The organism is Acinetobacter sp. ANC_7512 (genome assembly GCF_056779935.1).
Genome location: NZ_JBWYIX010000011.1, coordinates 1 through 15,829, shown reverse-complemented (window position 1 = coordinate 15,829; position 15,829 = coordinate 1). Strand labels below are relative to the sequence as shown.

Annotated in this window: 16 protein-coding genes; 11 read left to right on the top strand and 5 right to left on the bottom strand. The window is 37.8% G+C overall.

Going from position 1 to position 15,829, the window contains the following annotated elements:
- Nucleotides 1-106 precede the first annotated feature (106 nt).
- The 4 genes from AC1M9H_RS11005 to AC1M9H_RS10990 all read left to right on the top strand — a co-directional run bounded on the left by AC1M9H_RS11005 (nt 107) and on the right by AC1M9H_RS10990 (nt 3,759).
- Entirely contained in the window at nt 107-1,294 is a 1,188-nt protein-coding gene (locus AC1M9H_RS11005; RefSeq protein ID WP_035269172.1) for a phosphoglycerate kinase, read from the top strand.
- A gap of 120 nt (nt 1,295-1,414) precedes the next feature.
- Nucleotides 1,415-1,663 (top strand): hypothetical protein, encoded by a 249-nt coding sequence (locus tag AC1M9H_RS11000; RefSeq protein ID WP_481592481.1) that lies wholly within the window; start codon nt 1,415-1,417, stop codon nt 1,661-1,663.
- A 132-nt stretch (nt 1,664-1,795) separates the two neighbouring features.
- Nucleotides 1,796-2,833 carry a class II fructose-bisphosphate aldolase gene (fba, locus tag AC1M9H_RS10995; RefSeq protein ID WP_481592482.1) on the top strand — a complete coding sequence of 346 codons (1,038 nt, stop codon included), beginning with the start codon at nt 1,796-1,798 and terminating at the stop codon, nt 2,831-2,833.
- A gap of 77 nt (nt 2,834-2,910) precedes the next feature.
- The gene (locus tag AC1M9H_RS10990; protein WP_481613391.1) at nt 2,911-3,759 is read left to right on the top strand and encodes an EamA family transporter; all 849 of its coding nucleotides are present in this window, start codon (nt 2,911-2,913) and stop codon (nt 3,757-3,759) included.
- 23 nt (nt 3,760-3,782) lie between these two features.
- Here the strand turns inward: AC1M9H_RS10990 and AC1M9H_RS10985 are convergent, their stop codons facing one another.
- Nucleotides 3,783-4,436, bottom strand: coding sequence for an A1S_1983 family putative colistin resistance protein (locus AC1M9H_RS10985; protein ID WP_481613429.1), 654 nt, complete (start codon nt 4,434-4,436; stop codon nt 3,783-3,785).
- A gap of 98 nt (nt 4,437-4,534) precedes the next feature.
- On the opposite strand from AC1M9H_RS10985, the gene ispF reads away from it, so the two are divergent.
- A complete protein-coding gene (ispF, locus tag AC1M9H_RS10980) occupies nt 4,535-5,020 on the top strand; it encodes a 2-C-methyl-D-erythritol 2,4-cyclodiphosphate synthase (protein WP_481613390.1) in 486 nt (161 codons plus the stop codon).
- A gap of 10 nt (nt 5,021-5,030) precedes the next feature.
- Here the strand turns inward: ispF and AC1M9H_RS10975 are convergent, their stop codons facing one another.
- The 3 genes from AC1M9H_RS10975 to AC1M9H_RS10965 form a co-directional block, all read right to left on the bottom strand.
- Nucleotides 5,031-5,555: a phosphatase domain-containing putative toxin gene (locus AC1M9H_RS10975; RefSeq protein ID WP_092767824.1), complete on the bottom strand. Its 525-nt coding sequence runs from the start codon at nt 5,553-5,555 to the stop codon at nt 5,031-5,033.
- Between the two features lie 48 nt (nt 5,556-5,603).
- Nucleotides 5,604-6,695 carry a 3-deoxy-7-phosphoheptulonate synthase gene (locus tag AC1M9H_RS10970; RefSeq protein WP_051586615.1) on the bottom strand — a complete coding sequence of 364 codons (1,092 nt, stop codon included), beginning with the start codon at nt 6,693-6,695 and terminating at the stop codon, nt 5,604-5,606.
- Nucleotides 6,696-6,957: 262 nt separating this feature from the next.
- On the bottom strand, nt 6,958-7,833 hold the full coding sequence (locus AC1M9H_RS10965; protein WP_481597818.1) for a sulfite exporter TauE/SafE family protein: 876 nt from the start codon (nt 7,831-7,833) through the stop codon (nt 6,958-6,960).
- 186 nt (nt 7,834-8,019) lie between these two features.
- Between AC1M9H_RS10965 and lpxB the strand changes: the two genes are divergently transcribed.
- Nucleotides 8,020-9,189: a lipid-A-disaccharide synthase gene (gene lpxB, locus AC1M9H_RS10960; protein WP_481597819.1), complete on the top strand. Its 1,170-nt coding sequence runs from the start codon at nt 8,020-8,022 to the stop codon at nt 9,187-9,189.
- Between the two features lie 36 nt (nt 9,190-9,225).
- Here the strand turns inward: lpxB and AC1M9H_RS10955 are convergent, their stop codons facing one another.
- Nucleotides 9,226-10,101, bottom strand: a complete 876-nt coding sequence (locus tag AC1M9H_RS10955; RefSeq protein WP_481609135.1) for a DUF2797 domain-containing protein — start codon at nt 10,099-10,101, stop codon at nt 9,226-9,228.
- Between the two features lie 31 nt (nt 10,102-10,132).
- Between AC1M9H_RS10955 and AC1M9H_RS10950 the strand changes: the two genes are divergently transcribed.
- From AC1M9H_RS10950 to AC1M9H_RS10930, 5 genes are all read left to right on the top strand, one after another.
- Entirely contained in the window at nt 10,133-10,600 is a 468-nt protein-coding gene (locus AC1M9H_RS10950) for a DUF6231 family protein (RefSeq protein ID WP_092767830.1), read from the top strand.
- A 101-nt stretch (nt 10,601-10,701) separates the two neighbouring features.
- Nucleotides 10,702-11,316: a YidB family protein gene (locus AC1M9H_RS10945; protein WP_481593701.1), complete on the top strand. Its 615-nt coding sequence runs from the start codon at nt 10,702-10,704 to the stop codon at nt 11,314-11,316.
- Nucleotides 11,317-11,478: 162 nt separating this feature from the next.
- Entirely contained in the window at nt 11,479-11,940 is a 462-nt protein-coding gene (locus AC1M9H_RS10940; RefSeq protein ID WP_481593702.1) for a hypothetical protein, read from the top strand.
- Entirely contained in the window at nt 11,937-13,532 is a 1,596-nt protein-coding gene (locus AC1M9H_RS10935; protein ID WP_481613389.1) for an FAD-dependent oxidoreductase, read from the top strand. Before AC1M9H_RS10940 ends, AC1M9H_RS10935 begins: the two co-directional genes overlap by 4 nt.
- Nucleotides 13,533-13,593: 61 nt before the next feature.
- Nucleotides 13,594-15,471 (top strand): 5'-nucleotidase C-terminal domain-containing protein, encoded by a 1,878-nt coding sequence (locus tag AC1M9H_RS10930; protein ID WP_481613388.1) that lies wholly within the window; start codon nt 13,594-13,596, stop codon nt 15,469-15,471.
- The last annotated feature ends 358 nt before the right edge of the window (nt 15,472-15,829 follow it).

The following is a 15,829-nucleotide window of genomic DNA, read 5'->3' as shown; positions in this document are numbered from 1 at the left end:
TAATCAAATCTAAAGATTTCTACAGCTTTTCTGAAATTTTACTCACCTTTTTTAGCATAATCATTTAGAATCTATGCGGTTTTGATATCTATAAAGTGAGCTATACATGAACTTTCAGCGTATGACTGACCTCGATTTAGCAGGTAAACGTGTTCTGATCCGTGAAGACTTAAACGTTCCTGTTAAAAATGGTGTGATTACGAGTGATGCACGTTTACGCGCTGCATTACCAACAATTAAAGCCGCTCTTGAAAAAGGCGCAGCAGTAATGGTTTATTCTCACCTTGGTCGTCCAGTTGAAGGTGAGCCTAAAGCTGAACAATCACTTGCACCTGTTGCTGCCTACTTAACTGAAGCATTGGGTCAAGAAGTTAAATTACTCACTGAATATTTGGATGGTGTTGAAGTTGCGCCAGGCCAAGTTGTGTTACTTGAAAACTGTCGCTTTAACACAGGCGAAAAGAAAAATAATCCAGAGTTAGCAGCAAAATATGCAGCACTTTGTGATGTGTTTGTTATGGATGCATTTGGTACTGCACATCGTGCAGAAGCATCGACAGAAGGTGTGGCTCGTCTTGCTAAAGTTGCAGCAGCAGGTCCATTACTTGCCGCTGAATTAGACGCACTCGGTCGTGCGCTTCAGACGCCTGAAAAACCAATGGTTGCTATCGTAGCGGGTTCAAAAGTATCGACTAAACTGGATGTTTTAACATCGTTATCAGATATTTGTGATCAGCTCATTGTCGGTGGCGGTATTGCGAATACATTCTTAGCAGCTGCGGGCTATAACGTTGGTAAATCACTTTGTGAAAATGACTTAATCGATACAGCTAAAGCAATTGCTGCGAAAGTATCGGTTCCATTGCCAACAGATGTTGTTGTTGCTGACGCATCAGAAATTAACTTTGATGACTTCCTTGGCTCATTAGCGGCAGCAAAAGCCGTAGTGAAAAAAGTTGAAGATGTTGCTGACAATGACATGATTCTTGATGTTGGTCCAGAAACAGCTCAAGCATTTGCTGAAATTTTAAAAACTTCAAAAACAATCCTTTGGAATGGTCCAGTAGGCGTATTTGAGGTTGATCAATTTGGTGAGGGCACGAAAGCGCTATCTTTAGCGATTGCAGAATCTGAAGGTTTCTCTATCGCCGGTGGTGGTGATACTTTAGCTGCGATTGATAAGTATGAAGTTGCTGACAAAATTGGTTATATCTCAACGGGTGGTGGTGCTTTCCTTGAATTTGTAGAAGGCAAGACATTACCAGCAGTCGCTGTTCTACTTGAACGCGCTTAATTGGATTTAAGAAAAAAGACCTTCTAAGAAGGTCTTTTTTTATGACTAATTTTCGTCATGAAAATGAAATAATTTTGAAATATTATGATCATAATCTGATTTATCATGCGGAATAACATCATGAAATTACAATTAGGCGTAATTGCACTATTGACTGCTACTCTTGCAATGACGGCTTGTTCTAAACAAGAAAGTGCACCAGCGGCAGATCAAACATCAACATCAGAAGTTGCTGTTGAAGCATCAGATATTAGTGCTGAACAACAAGCGGCTATCGATGCTATTGATCAGCCATTACAAGATGAAAATAATACTGATGTTCCTGAAGAAGTTGCAAATGCACCTGCTGATCAAGCAACGGCGGAGTGATTTTCTACTTCAATAAGTATTAAATTGAAAATCTCCCTGCAATTGCAGGGATTTTTTATGAAATACTGTCAATTGTTGCTGAATTGAAACACAGGTCAGGTTAGAATATGGAGCATTACCTGGGAGGAAATTATGGCTCTTATTTCAATGCGCCAGCTCTTGGATCACGCCGCAGAACATAGTTACGGCGTACCAGCGTTTAACGTAAACAACTTAGAACAAATGCGCGCGATTATGTTAGCCGCAGATGAAACAAATTCACCTGTTATTGTTCAAGCATCTGCTGGTGCTCGTAAATATGCTGGTGCTCCATTCTTACGCCATCTTATTTTGGCTGCAATCGAAGAATGGCCACACATTCCGGTTGTGATGCACCAAGACCATGGTACTGATCCTGACGTTTGCCAACGCTCAATCCAATTGGGCTTTTCATCTGTAATGATGGATGGTTCATTAGCTGCAGATGGTAAAACACCAACAACTTATGATTACAACGTAGATGTAACTCGTCGTGTTGTTCAAATGGCACATGCGTGTGGTGTATCTGTAGAAGGTGAGATTGGTTGCCTAGGTAGCCTTGAAACTGGTTTGGCTGGTGAAGAGGATGGTGTTGGCGCTGAAGGCGTTCTAGATCATTCACAACTCCTTACTTCGGTTGAGGAAGCGACTCAATTTGTCGCTGATACTAACGTTGATGCGTTAGCAATTGCGGTTGGTACTTCACACGGCGCTTATAAATTTACGCGTCCACCTACAGGTGATATTTTAGCGATTGATCGTATTAAAGAGATCCACGCTGCACTTCCAAATACTCATCTTGTAATGCATGGTTCAAGTTCAGTTCCACAAGAATGGTTAGCGATTATTAACCAATACGGTGGTGACATCAAAGAAACTTACGGTGTTCCTGTTGAGCAGTTAGTTGAAGCAATTAAACACGGTGTACGTAAAATCAATATCGACACTGACTTACGTTTAGCTTCAACAGGTGCTATGCGTCGTATGATGGCTGAAAAACCAAGCGAATTTGATCCACGTAAATTCTTTGCTCAAACTGTTGAAGCAATGAAGCAAATCTGTGTAGATCGTTATACTGCATTTGGTACAGCAGGTCATGCTGACAAGATTCGCCCTATTTCTTTAGAGAAAATGGTAGATCGTTATAAATAATTAATAAAATTATTTATAATTTTAAAAAGCCCACAGTGATTGTGGGCTTTTTCTTGAATAAAAAACAAGAGCAAATTATGGAACTGATTTTTTCAGCAGCTTTGTGCAGCGTACTAGTATCGATTTTATTGAAGTTTAGTAAGTCTCGTGGATTTGATGTCATGCAAATGATTGCATGGAATTATGCTATCGCCACGATACTCTGTTTTTTTGGGTTTAAGCCAGACCTCAACCAAATATCATTAACCTCCACACCTTGGTGGCTTATTGGGTTGTTGGGGATAGCATTACCCTCAATATTCTTGCTGCTCTCCAAATCACTTGATCAAGCTGGAATTATTAGAACTGAAATCGCGCAAAGATTATCCGTTGTTCTTTCATTGTTGGCAGCCTATTTTCTTTTCCAAGAAAAATTTAGCACCCTGAAATTGATTGGTATTGCATTGGGTTTGAGTGCAATTGTTTTGATCATTTTTTCTAAAACATCGAAACCAACATTGCAAACAAAAAAAGCAGGAATGTATTTGCTCGCAGTTTGGCTTGGCTATGCACTCGTAGATGTTCTGTTAAAATACAGTACAAGTTTAGGGTTAAAATTTGCAGTCAGTTTAAACTTGATGTTTGTGTTTGCTTTCATTATTTCCATGGGATATTTGTCCCTGCGTCAAACATCATGGACAGTGCAAAATTTTCTTGCTGGACTAAGTTTAGGTGTATTGAATTTTGCCAATATTGCACTTTATGTGAACGCACATATGTTGTTAAAGGATTCACCTGCAATCGTATTCGCTGGTATGAATATTCTAGTCGTAGTGTTAGGTGTGATCGCAGGTATATTAGTTTTTAAAGAAAAAATAACCCTAAAAAACAGCTTAGGTATTCTGTTAGCGATCACGGGAGTGTTGTGTTTAGCATTCGCAATTTAACTGTGAACTTGCATACACTCTGTTTAATCATATAGTCGATAGATTCCACTAAAGCGCTCACAGCCTGTTTGCTCAGTTGAGACAATCAGTAATGATTTTTGATATTTGAGTTTGTACTGACAATCATGCTCATTATCAATAATTTCGTGTTTGCTTTGAGTGGTTGTATAAGCCAATAATGGGATGGTCTGGGTTTCTATGCGATTGTTAGGGCTACGATAAGCAATACCTTCAATTTTAACGCGATCCTTGCTTAATTGATGAATCTTAAGGTGTACAGGTTGCGCTGCAATTTTACCTTGTTCAAACTTAATGTAATGTTGAGTGAGCGTTTGATTCATCGACATGTAAAAGTTTAAATCATCAATGCGTTGATTGATTTGTGATGACACACAATTTTTATTTTTACACTGCTGCAGTCGATTCAGCCAAAGCTGTTGTGTATCTTGAATTAATCGAGTTGGTGCATCAGTAACTAAGTAGGATGTTAAAAAGCGTTCATTCAATTCATCTCTCAAAGATGAAAAATCAACAGCACAAATCATGGAATTTTTAAAACTTGATTGAGGCTTATCGCATTGAATAAGTTGTGCCTGTGCGACAGAAACACTGCTTAATCCAATGAAAAAGATAGAAATTAAAGGTTTCATCCAACTTGATACGCTTTTTGACAACATCATCGCTTATACTTTCAAATGTTTGCGCATCTACTATAGCGAACAAGAATCAAAGAATACAAGATTTCATTTTCAAAAACTGTGTAAAGGAGTTCAATGTGAGCTTAGCTATTCGTATAGGTCAAGGTATTGATGTTCATGCTTTTGAGGAAGGCGATTATGTCACATTGGCTGGTATTCGTATTCCGCATACACATGGTTTGAAAGCACACTCTGATGGAGATGTAGTTTTACATGCACTTTGTGATGCATTGTTGGGTGCTTTAGCGCTCGGTGATATTGGACAGCACTTTCCAGATACTGATGAACAGTTCAAAGGCGCGGACAGTAAGGTTTTATTAAAGCATGTTTATCAGTTGATATGGGATCGTGGTTATCAACTGAATAACGCGGATATTACAGTGGCTTGTGAGCGTCCAAAATTAGCGAAACATAATTTAGATATGCGTCAAAGTATTGCAGATGTACTTGATGTGGATATCAATCAGATTAGTATTAAAGCCACTACCACTGAAAAATTAGGGTTTACTGGTCGTCAGGAAGGAATCCTGTCTACAGCGACCGTATTAATTAGTCATCAATGAGCAATTTCGATCATTCAAAGTTTTGCGCTTTCATCAAAGAGGCTTGCAGTTCCTGAGTAGCTTTACGTCCTTGCAACTGTAAGCCGACCGCGTGCATTAAGCCAGTCCAAGTGTTGTTGGGTTCCCATACTTGGTGTAATAGCTCATGTGCAGTAGGTAAATCCATATTCATATAATGTAGTCGGTACAGATAGATTAATGAACTACATTGATGATTTTCGGTGCAATGTATCCAGACCATTTTCTCTTTAACGAGATGGTCGATCAGATCCAGCACAAATAAACATTGATCGTCATGTGGAAATTCTGGATCAATAGGGACTTGGATGTAGTTAAGACCAATTTCAGCACTTAAGCGATCTTCATGATTTAAGTTCGGTGTAGCATCATTAAAAGCGAGATTAACGATGGTATCGATACCATAGGCTTTAATTGATTTAAGTTGTTCTTCGTTTGGCTGACCTGAGCTAAACAAATGCTCATGAACAAATTGAAAATGGGGGATTGAGCTTAGTTCTTTTTCGAGTTGATCCATGATTTAACCTTATAAAAAAACGCCATCGTGTGATGGCGTTTAATCTGATTAACGTTGTGGTAGAACGTCTTTCAAAGCTGCATCCATTTCCAACAAAACTTTTTCAGTTGTTTCCCAATCGATGCATCCATCTGTAACAGACTTACCATACTCTAAATCGCAAAGATTTGCAGGAATATCTTGGCGGCCACCTTTTAAATGACTTTCAACCATAATACCTACGATCGATTTATTGCCATCTAAAATTTGTTCAGTGATATTTTTTAGAACCAATGGCTGAAGGTATGGGTCTTTATTAGAATTGGCATGACTCGCATCAATCATGATCTTGTTGCTTACTTTTGCTTTCGCCAATGCATTTTCAGCTTCTGCTACAGAGCCAGCATCATAATTCGGTTTGCCATTACCACCACGCAACACGACATGGGCATATTGGTTGCCTTTAGTACGAATGACCGAAACTTGACCTTGGTCATTTAAGCCAAGGAAACTATGGCCATGTTTTACAGATTGCATCGCATTGGTCGCAACAGTGAGACCACCATCCGTACCATTTTTAAAGCCGACTGGAGATGATAAACCTGAAGACATCTCTCGGTGTGTTTGGCTCTCTGTTGTACGTGCACCGATTGCTGACCAAGAAATTAAGTCTTGGTAGTACTGTGGAGAGTTTGGATCAAGCGCTTCAGTTGCGCATGGCAAACCTTTTTCATTGAGTTCAAGCAATAATTTACGACCTAAACGTAAACCTTTTTCAATGTTGAAAGAGTCATTCATGTCAGGGTCATTAATTAAGCCTTTCCAACCCACTGTTGTACGAGGCTTCTCGAAATACACGCGCATGATGATATAAAGCGTGTCTTTCACTTTTTCGCTTAAAACTTTTAAACGATCAGCATAATCATGAGCTGCTGCAGGATCGTGAATAGAGCACGGTCCAATGACTACGAATAAACGTTTGTCGTTGCCATCTAAGATATTACGTACAGTTTCACGACCTTTTAGGACTGTTTGGTATGCATTATCAGTTAACGGTAATTCTGTTTTTAATTCAGCAGGAGTAACAAGAGGCTGAATGCTTTGTACATTCACGTCATCAATGTCGTTTTGGGTGATAGAATTTGACTGTAAAGTATTCATTGCCGTCACTGGTTCGTTTTTACAAGAAAATGTTCAATCTATTGAATATAGCATGATTCAGTAGATCATTTGTTATCAAAAAGTTGAATGGATTTAATAAAAAAAAGTAATGAAATTGTCTTTTTGGTATTAATCAGAGTTTCTACTTGTATTGTATAGAATGATTTAATTTTTGAAAATTATTAAATTTAATAAATCATTTAATTTCACCTCAGTGAAATATACAGCTTCACTGAGGTTATAGTTTGAACATGATATTAAATTAAGACTGGGCTTGAGTTGAGGATTCAATAACTGCCTCAGGTGCGGTCACAGGTTTTGCTTTGACTGGATTAAGCATGAAGTTAACACCAATGGCAAATAAGGTGATACCCAGTACCTTGCGAATAATTTTTTCTGGTAAATGGGAGCTCACCAACGTACCAACGATGATTGCAGGAATCGATCCGACTAAAAGCCACATTAATAAATTGAAATCAACATTTCCTGAATTCATATGCCCCATACCTGCCACGAGCGTCAGTAAAACTGCATGGACAACATCAGAACCAATAATTCTAATCATAGGTAAATTAGGGAACATGATGATCAGCGCCATAATGCCGAATGCACCCGCGCCAACTGAAGATAAGGTCACAAAAATACCCAATACAATACCCATTAAAGCTATATATAAACGCTTCTGCTTTAATTTTTCTCGAGTTAATTCAACTTCCTCTTCAGTAACTTCTTTGGAAAATTTCTTGAAGAATTTTTCTACCTGGGTACGGAATACAATTGAAATACCAGTAATGGTCAGCATAAAGCCTAAGACCATCGTGAGAATGGCTTTGTAATGTGTAGATTGACTCAAATAGTTGTCTAAAACCCAAGTTGTGGCTAAAGAGGCTGGAATACTTCCGATCGCAAGCCAAATGACGATGGGCCAAACAATATTAAGCTTTTTTGCATGTACAAAAGAGCCGCAAAACTTAGAAATCGCGGCATAAAGTAGATCTGTACCAATTGCAATATGTGGTTCAATTTTAAATAAACCAATTAAGATAGGAGTCATAAGTGAGCCGCCACCTACGCCAGTAACCCCTACACAGAATCCAACTAAAACACCTGCTAAAATATATTCAATAGAACCGTACATCGTTTATGCTACTTATCAGAAAACCGGCATATCTTATGATTTTTGAATATAAGCTGTTGTCTTGATTATTCATTTACTTATTCAAAAATAAGATAAAGCATTGCTAAGTTAAGATATTTCAAGAACTCAATCTGTTATGAGCTGCTTATGTTAAGATACTTGTAGAGCATGAGAGAGGATATTCATTTGCAAAATCGAAAACTTAGAATTGGCATTGTGGTTGGTGAAGTTTCAGGTGATACCTTAGGCGCCAAATTAATACGTCGTTTTCGAGAGCAGGGAATTGATGCTGAATTTGAAGGAATTGGCGGTCCTCAAATGATTGCAGAGGGTTTTAAAAGCTATTATGCGATGGATATTCTATCGGTGATGGGAATTGTTGAAGTATTAAAAGATATTAAAAAACTTTTTGCGGTTCGAGATGGCTTGGTTGATCAATGGACTAAACAACCTGTTGATATTTTTATAGGGATTGACGCACCAGATTTTAACTTACGCTTAGCAAAAAAAATAAAGCAAAAATCGTTGCCAATTAAGACTGTTCAATATGTGAGTCCTTCAGTTTGGGCATGGCGTCAAGGTCGTGTTCATGGGATTAAAGCCTCAATTGACTTGGTGCTTTGCCTATTCCCATTCGAAAAAACTTTTTATGATCGATTTAATGTGCCAGCGGTATTTGTTGGACATCCTCTCGCTAATCAATTACCGCTGGAAAATCCTATACTCGATGCAAAGCAGGCGCTTGGTTTAAATCCTGCACAAAAACATATCGCATTACTGCCTGGAAGTCGTCGTGGTGAAGTTGATAAGTTAGGGCCGCTTGTATTAGATGCAGCGAAGATTGTCCATCAAAAATATCCTGAGTATCAATTTTTAATTCCAGCCATCAATGAGGCTCGTAAACAACAAATTGAGCAGATCTTAATAGGTTACCCAGATAGGCTCAGAGATAATATCAAGTTAATGGAAAATATTGATGCGGAATCTAAAATAGGTCGGATGGTCATGGATGCCAGTGATATTGTGGCGTTGGCATCGGGTACTGCAACACTTGAGGCGATGTTATTGCATCGTCCCATGGTGACTTTTTATAAATTAAATAGTTTGACCTACTGGATTGCGAAACTTTTAGTGAAAATTCCTTATTATTCTTTACCTAATATTATTGCAGGTAAAAAAGTAATTCAGGAGTTAATCCAGAATGATGCAACTCCCGAAAACTTAGCACATGAGATTGAGTTGTTGATGAATATCGAAAACTCAAAAATACAATCTATGCAATTGTTGACGATGCACAAGCAACTATTGTCGGATCAAAATGAAGATCCAGTGCACGCAATTCTATCTATCCTTTAAAAAAAAGCCTCATATTGAGGCTTTATTGATTTAGCATTATGAATCAGCACGAATTTTTAATTCATAACCCGTATATTTGCGTATATTGATTACACCTGTGTCCATAATCAGATATTGTCCTTTGATACCGTGCAGTTTTCCACGTATGACTGGCGTTTTGTCTAAGTTATGCGATTTAATTTTTTCAGGATATTGATCGACAGGATAAATGAATTCATGAGGAAGTTCGTTTTCTAAAATTTCTACATTTTCATTGAAATCTAGGCTCATGCTGAACTCATCTCGAATAGTTTCAATTTGAGGTTCAAACTCGGTGAGCAATTCATCTCTGATCTCTAACAAATTTACCTTTTCCGCTTCACCTTTCAGCAATTTTCTCCAGTCTGTTTTATCAGCGACTTGCGTACCAAACATGACTTCAAGTTGTCCTGATAACCGACGAGAGCCCACTTTCATAATAGGTAAAGCTTGGGTAGCCCCTTGATCTAGCCAACGTGTTGGCATTTGACCTAAACGGGTAATGCCAACCTTTAATGCACTTGAATTGGCAAGATAGACAATATGGGGTTGAAAGCATACTTCTTGAGCAAAGCTTTCTTCACGACAAGTCCCTAAATGGTAATGGCATGTTTCTGGCTTCATAATACACATATCACAGGCTGCTTTCGTTTTCATGCATTTAAAGCAGTGACCTTGGGAGTATGATTTTGGTGTTTTATTCCCACAGGAAACACAGTAAATTTTGCCGGTCCATTCAATTTCAATTTCTTGACCTAAGTTGAACGGGAGATTGATTTCTGAACGATCTAAAATAAATTTATATTCAACATTTGCCTGTTGTGTTTGTTGTTCAGTTACACTTAGGTTGGTTAAACCAGCGTGCATTTTATGACAAATGCCCTGTAATTCCATGCTTTAATCTCACTCAAATAAGGTGCAGCTCATGGCTGAGAAAAATGTCATCACGTCAATGCTAGACGATTTATCTAAAGAACAGCCAATTCAAACTGCCGTATGTCTTGGTCAGGATCTCAGCCAAGACTATGCTCAAACAATCCAATGGAATCATTTTAACGTAACTGAATTTTTAATGCTTCCTTTTCAGCAACGCTATGATCTAGGTGTTGTGATTTTAAATAATGAACAGATGGATACACTATCAACCCATCATAAATCACAAATGCTGGTAAAACTGCGTGATTTAATGGCAAAAAGAATCGTCGTGTTGAGTCATATTGCAGATGAACAATTATTAAGAAGTCTGGGATTCACGCAGCTCATTGAGCAAAAAAATACAGAACAAGATTTCGCCTTATGGCAATTCAATATTTTGAATTATAAGCATGTGCCAGATTGGTTTAATTCTAAGTTTTGGGCTAATCCAGAAAATTGGAATAAGTTTCGATGGTAATAGCAAACTTTGAGTTTATCAAAACACAACAATTTCAATGTACAAAGCCATGTTTTTAACGATATGCTGATCAATGAAAATAAGAATGTAAAGGTGTCTTGATGACAAATTTAAGTAATATCGTTGAAGTTTTAGCGAAACAGGCTTTAGGTGGTAATCCACAATCTAATCAATCGGGATTGGGTGGTGTACTTGGTTCGGTACTCGGGAGTTTAACGGGACAAAATAATCAGACCAATCAAAACCAACAACAAGGTGGATTGGGAGGGATTTTGGGATCTGTACTTGGTGGTTTATCGGGTAGTCAATCTGGTGGTGTAGGCAAATCATCAGGTCTAAACGCTCAAACCTTATTAATCGCAGTAGTTCCTTTAATTCTCAATTGGATTCAAAAAAATGGCGGTTTGCAAGGTGCACTTGATCAACTGAAAGGTCAGGGTCTGACGAGTCAAGTGGATGATTGGGTTTCAACTGGTCCTGGCGAAAATGCCAATGTCAGCACGCAACAGGTTCAAAATTTATTTGATCAGCAAGATGTAGAGCAAGTTGCACAAGAAGCGCAAGTTCCTAAACAGGATGTATACAGTGCGATTTCTTCAGTCTTACCACAAATTATTGATTCGCTTACACCTCAAGCAAATAAGACCGATCCACAAGAAGCGAATTCAGATATACAAAATGTGTTGAATCTTGTATCAGGATTTTTAAAGAAATAAAGTGAAATTAATTTGAGTTAAAAGCCGGATGTGACATACATTCGGCTTTTTTTATGCAATCGATCAAAGGATGTATGTGGAATAAAATTTAAACGATTGATATATTTCATAAAGAAGCATAGGACATGCTGAATAAAACAAAATTCATTGAGGGAGAAATTCATGATCCGTAAGGAGCATTTAATCACTGCTTCGTTGTCCTCGATTAAGGCAACCTATCAACAACTTTCATCCGCGCCACTTGCCATGAGACAAGGAGAATATAAGGCTCAGTTTATTGGTCCTTGGTGGTTAAGAGTGTCTGCAGCACCGAGTTTATTTTTAAGTGGATTGGGGGGATGGTTTGGGAAAAAATTCATCAATCAAAATTTAGTCACTAATATTTTACTCAATCGCGGGCAGAGAAGTGAAAAGCTTCAAATGGAGTGTCTAGAAGAGGCGTCTTTGATTGATGGAAAACAAACGATCGCCTTGTATTATGGCAAGACAGCACCAATTCCATGGCGTTGGGTGGTTGATGAGTTAAGACAGCTTGATGAACATACGATGTTATGTATGACTATCATTAATCTTCCTTTTTTAAAGCATTTTTCATTTCCATTTATTCTAAGTCGTGATGTATGAAATCAAAATTTGAATATGATGTCATTATTGTAGGTTCAGGCTTTGGTGGAAGTGTAGCTGCGCTAAGATTGTCTGAGCTTGGATTAAAAGTAGCTGTGCTAGAGCAGGGAAGAAGGCTCACTGAAGATGATTTACATCGAGCAAGTCGGAGTTCTAAATACTTAAATTGGGCACCGACGTTAGGGATGAAGGGTTTTCTTGCACAAGACGTATTCCAACATATGGGTGTGGTTCGAGGGGTTGCCGTTGGTGGTGGCAGTGTTGTTTATGCTGCTGTGTTGTTAAAACCAGGTCAAAAGTTTTATCGTGATCCAACTTGGAGTCATTTGTCAGAAGACTGGGAGAGGGAATTACAACCGCACTATCAGATGGCTCAGTCCATGCTAGGTGTAAGTTTAAATCCATATAAAGGTCAGCAAGATGAGTGGTTAAAACAAACAGCAGAAAAAATGGGTTCTGGAGATAGTTTTGACACTGTACCACAGGGAATTTACTTTGGTGATCCTCATCAATGGGTGAGTGATCCACTTTTGAATGGTCAAGGTCCCGAACGAATAGGCTGTAATCAGTGCGGAAATTGTATAACGGGGTGTGCGCAGGGTGCGAAGAATAGTTTGGATAAAAACTATTTATATCTTGCAGAGAACAATGGAGTTGAGATTATTCCAGAAACCAAAGTGACTCATCTTTCACATGTTGATGGAAAATATATTATTCATACATATCAGTCATTTAACTCCAAAGAAAAACAAGATTACTCTGCGAAACAGGTCATTTTATCCGCAGGTGTTATAGGAACCGTTGAAATTCTGTTTGCTTCAAGAGAAGTGTACAAAACCTTACCGAATATTTCTGGTCAGTTAGGTGAGCATATTCGAACCAATAGTGAGGCGATTGTTGCAATCTCTAATAATGATAAAACAATAGATTTAACGAGAGGGACGACCATTTCCAGTCATTTTCATGCAGATGACAAAACACATATTACTCAGAATCGATTTCCAGCAAGTTATGAGTTTATGAAGTTTTATATGGGACCACTGGTCAATGGCGATCACCCTGTAAAACGTGCACTCCATGTTTTAAAGCATTTTTTTCTGCACCCCTTTGTTTCAACTCGATCATGGCGTTCTAAAAACTGGCATAAACGTGTCACTGTATTAACCGTCATGCAACAGGCAGACAATCAACTACGATTTGTATATGGACGTACTGCACTCAGAGGTTTTAGGCGTTTTTTGAAAACGCAGGTTTCAGTTGGAGAAAGAGCGCCGTCTTTTATACCGTTAGCAAATGAAGCTGCGGAAAAATTTGCTGAAGTAAGTGGTGGTCAAGCACAGAATAATATATTGGAAAGTATGGGGCACTTATCTGTTACAGCGCATATATTGGGTGGTGCAGTTATGGCTGAAGATTCCTCTAAAGGTGTGATTGACTCTAATCATCAGGTTTTTGGCTATCAAGGCTTATATGTGGTTGATGGAAGTGCGATTCCTGTGAATGTTGGTGTTAATCCGAGTTTGACCATTACGGCATTAGCTGAGCGATTTGCGGAAAAATATAAAATCAGTCATTTCGATAAAGTGTCATAAATCCACCATCATAATGTCATATCTTCGTTGAATACTCTTGGTTTAAAAAAGGAGTATTCAAATGAAGAACAAGAAAAAAATAACAGCTCTTCTCTTAACGACATCGTTATTGCTAAGTAGTTGTGGTGGAGATGACCAAAAATCTAATCCTAATATTACACAACCCTCAGAGTTAAAAATTCTTCATATTAATGACCATCACTCCCATTTAGATGGTGAAGAGCTTAGCTTTAATTTCGATTTAGGTCATGGTGAAGAACCACTAGTCGTTTCACGTGGTGGATTTTCTCGTGTAGCAACATTTATGAATCTAATGGCAGAAAATCATCAGAATGTAGTGAAAATTCATGCTGGTGATGCGATAACAGGAGATTTGTATTACAACCTCTCAAATGGAAAAGCTGATGCTGAAATGATGAATACAGTGTGTTTTGATACTTTCACCTTGGGAAATCATGAATTTGATGCAAAAGATCGAGGCTTAAAAGATTTTATTGGTTTTTTAGACGAAGGACAGTGTAAAGAGCGAACAGAGATTCTTTCTGCAAATGTTGAATTTGGGGTGAGTTCACCTTTATATCAGACAGATCGGATTCAAAAATCTATTGTTCTTGAGCGGGATGGGGAAAAATATGGGGTTGTGGGGCTCACCATTGCATCAAAAACTAAAAACTCCTCTCAACCAAATCAAGACACATTATTCCGAGATGAAATTACAGTAGCTCAAAATGAGATTAATCAACTCAAAAAACAGGGAATTAAAAAAATTATTTTACAAACACATGTAGGCTATGAACTTGATCAAAAATTAGCACAAGAACTTACGGATGTGGATGTGATAATTGGAGGCGACTCTCACACATTGTTTGGACCTCATATATTAGAAAAGTATGGTATGTCTCCTGTCGCTACCTACCCATTACAATTGAAAAATAAAAATGGCGAATCTGTTTGTGTTGCTCAAGCATGGCAATACAGTTATGTGGTTGGTGAACTTAACGTAAAATTTAATGCAGATGGTGCGGTTCAAAGTTGTGTGGGTAAACCGCATGTGTTAATTGGCGATGATTTTAAACGTAAGCAAAATAATGAAAGAGTCAGTGATCAAGAAAAAAAATATATAGAACATCAATTCGAAAAAGAACGAGCTCCTTTTTCTATTATTAAAGAAGATCAAAATATTTTGAGTGTCTTAGAGCCCTATAAGCAATCTAAAAAATTATTTGCAGTCAAAGTTGTTGGGCAGGCAGTTGATAATTTATGTTCAAGACGTGTGCCGGGAACTCAATTTGATCGCTCACGATCATCTTTAGGTGATGTGTGTAATTTAAATGCGCATGTCGATGCCCATGGTGGTGATATTCAACAAATGGTTGCCGAAGCATTTCTTAATCAAGGCAAAGAATATTTTAATGCTGATATTTCATTTCAGAATGCAGGTGGAGTAAGAGTTGATTTGGCGAAAGGAAATATCACTGTAGCAGATGTCTACCAAGTCTTACCTTTCAAAAATACGCTCGTTCAATTGAATATGACTGGTCAAGAAATTAAAGATACGCTTGAAGATGCCATTTCAGGCGTGATTGAACAAAAAAATACTGGAAGTTATCCATATACGGCTGGATTAACTTGGCAAGTTGATATGACGCAGCCTATTGGAAAGCGTATTACAAATATTCAAGTCAGAAATGGGTCTGACCAGCTTGTGCCATTAGATTTAAATCAGTTATATAAAATTGTAACCATCAATTTTTTAGCTGATGGTGCTGATTACTATCATACATTGAAAAAAATTACAGGTGAGCGTCGAATAGAAGTTGGATTGGACTATGCAGAAGCATTCTTAAATTACTTAAATTCAATAGATGGTGATCAAGAAATGAAAACAATTCGAAAATTATCTACTTCATATTATAGTACTCAAAAATACATAGAATAAGATTTAGAGCTTTTTGATCTGAAAATTCCCAATTTAATTGGGGTTTTTTAATTTAATTAATCGTTTTTGTCTATTTTTTAGTGTAAAAAACGTAAATTTGCTTAAAAAATAAACATGCATGAGTTTTTGTTAAAATAAGGGGTTGCAATGATTTCGAAATGCTCTAGAATGCACCCCATACCGACGAGATACACGGAAACGAGCGAAGCAGGTTGCTGAGTTGTTAAGTGTTTCGAGTCCAGCTTCTAGCATTGACGAGATGTTAGAAAGATCATTAAGAGATTATGAAGAACAACTTGTGTGGATTTTTACTGGTTGATTGATCGATATATATTATCATTAATAATTGGTAGAAATT

What these genes read in the sequence shown, in the direction of transcription:
- AC1M9H_RS11005 (WP_035269172.1), top strand. Translation starts at nt 107, where the DNA reads ATGAACTTTCAGCGTATGACTGACCTCGATTTAGCAGGTAAACGTGTT.
- AC1M9H_RS11000 (WP_481592481.1), top strand. Translation starts at nt 1,415, where the DNA reads ATGAAATTACAATTAGGCGTAATTGCACTATTGACTGCTACTCTTGCA.
- fba (WP_481592482.1), top strand. Translation starts at nt 1,796, where the DNA reads ATGGCTCTTATTTCAATGCGCCAGCTCTTGGATCACGCCGCAGAACAT.
- AC1M9H_RS10990 (WP_481613391.1), top strand. Translation starts at nt 2,911, where the DNA reads ATGGAACTGATTTTTTCAGCAGCTTTGTGCAGCGTACTAGTATCGATT.
- AC1M9H_RS10985 (WP_481613429.1), bottom strand. Translation starts at nt 4,436, where the DNA reads ATGTTGTCAAAAAGCGTATCAAGTTGGATGAAACCTTTAATTTCTATC.
- AC1M9H_RS10975 (WP_092767824.1), bottom strand. Translation starts at nt 5,555, where the DNA reads ATGGATCAACTCGAAAAAGAACTAAGCTCAATCCCCCATTTTCAATTT.
- AC1M9H_RS10970 (WP_051586615.1), bottom strand. Translation starts at nt 6,695, where the DNA reads ATGAATACTTTACAGTCAAATTCTATCACCCAAAACGACATTGATGAC.
- AC1M9H_RS10965 (WP_481597818.1), bottom strand. Translation starts at nt 7,833, where the DNA reads ATGTACGGTTCTATTGAATATATTTTAGCAGGTGTTTTAGTTGGATTC.
- AC1M9H_RS10955 (WP_481609135.1), bottom strand. Translation starts at nt 10,101, where the DNA reads ATGGAATTACAGGGCATTTGTCATAAAATGCACGCTGGTTTAACCAAC.
- AC1M9H_RS10950 (WP_092767830.1), top strand. Translation starts at nt 10,133, where the DNA reads ATGGCTGAGAAAAATGTCATCACGTCAATGCTAGACGATTTATCTAAA.
- AC1M9H_RS10945 (WP_481593701.1), top strand. Translation starts at nt 10,702, where the DNA reads ATGACAAATTTAAGTAATATCGTTGAAGTTTTAGCGAAACAGGCTTTA.
- AC1M9H_RS10940 (WP_481593702.1), top strand. Translation starts at nt 11,479, where the DNA reads ATGATCCGTAAGGAGCATTTAATCACTGCTTCGTTGTCCTCGATTAAG.
- AC1M9H_RS10935 (WP_481613389.1), top strand. Translation starts at nt 11,937, where the DNA reads ATGAAATCAAAATTTGAATATGATGTCATTATTGTAGGTTCAGGCTTT.
- AC1M9H_RS10930 (WP_481613388.1), top strand. Translation starts at nt 13,594, where the DNA reads ATGAAGAACAAGAAAAAAATAACAGCTCTTCTCTTAACGACATCGTTA.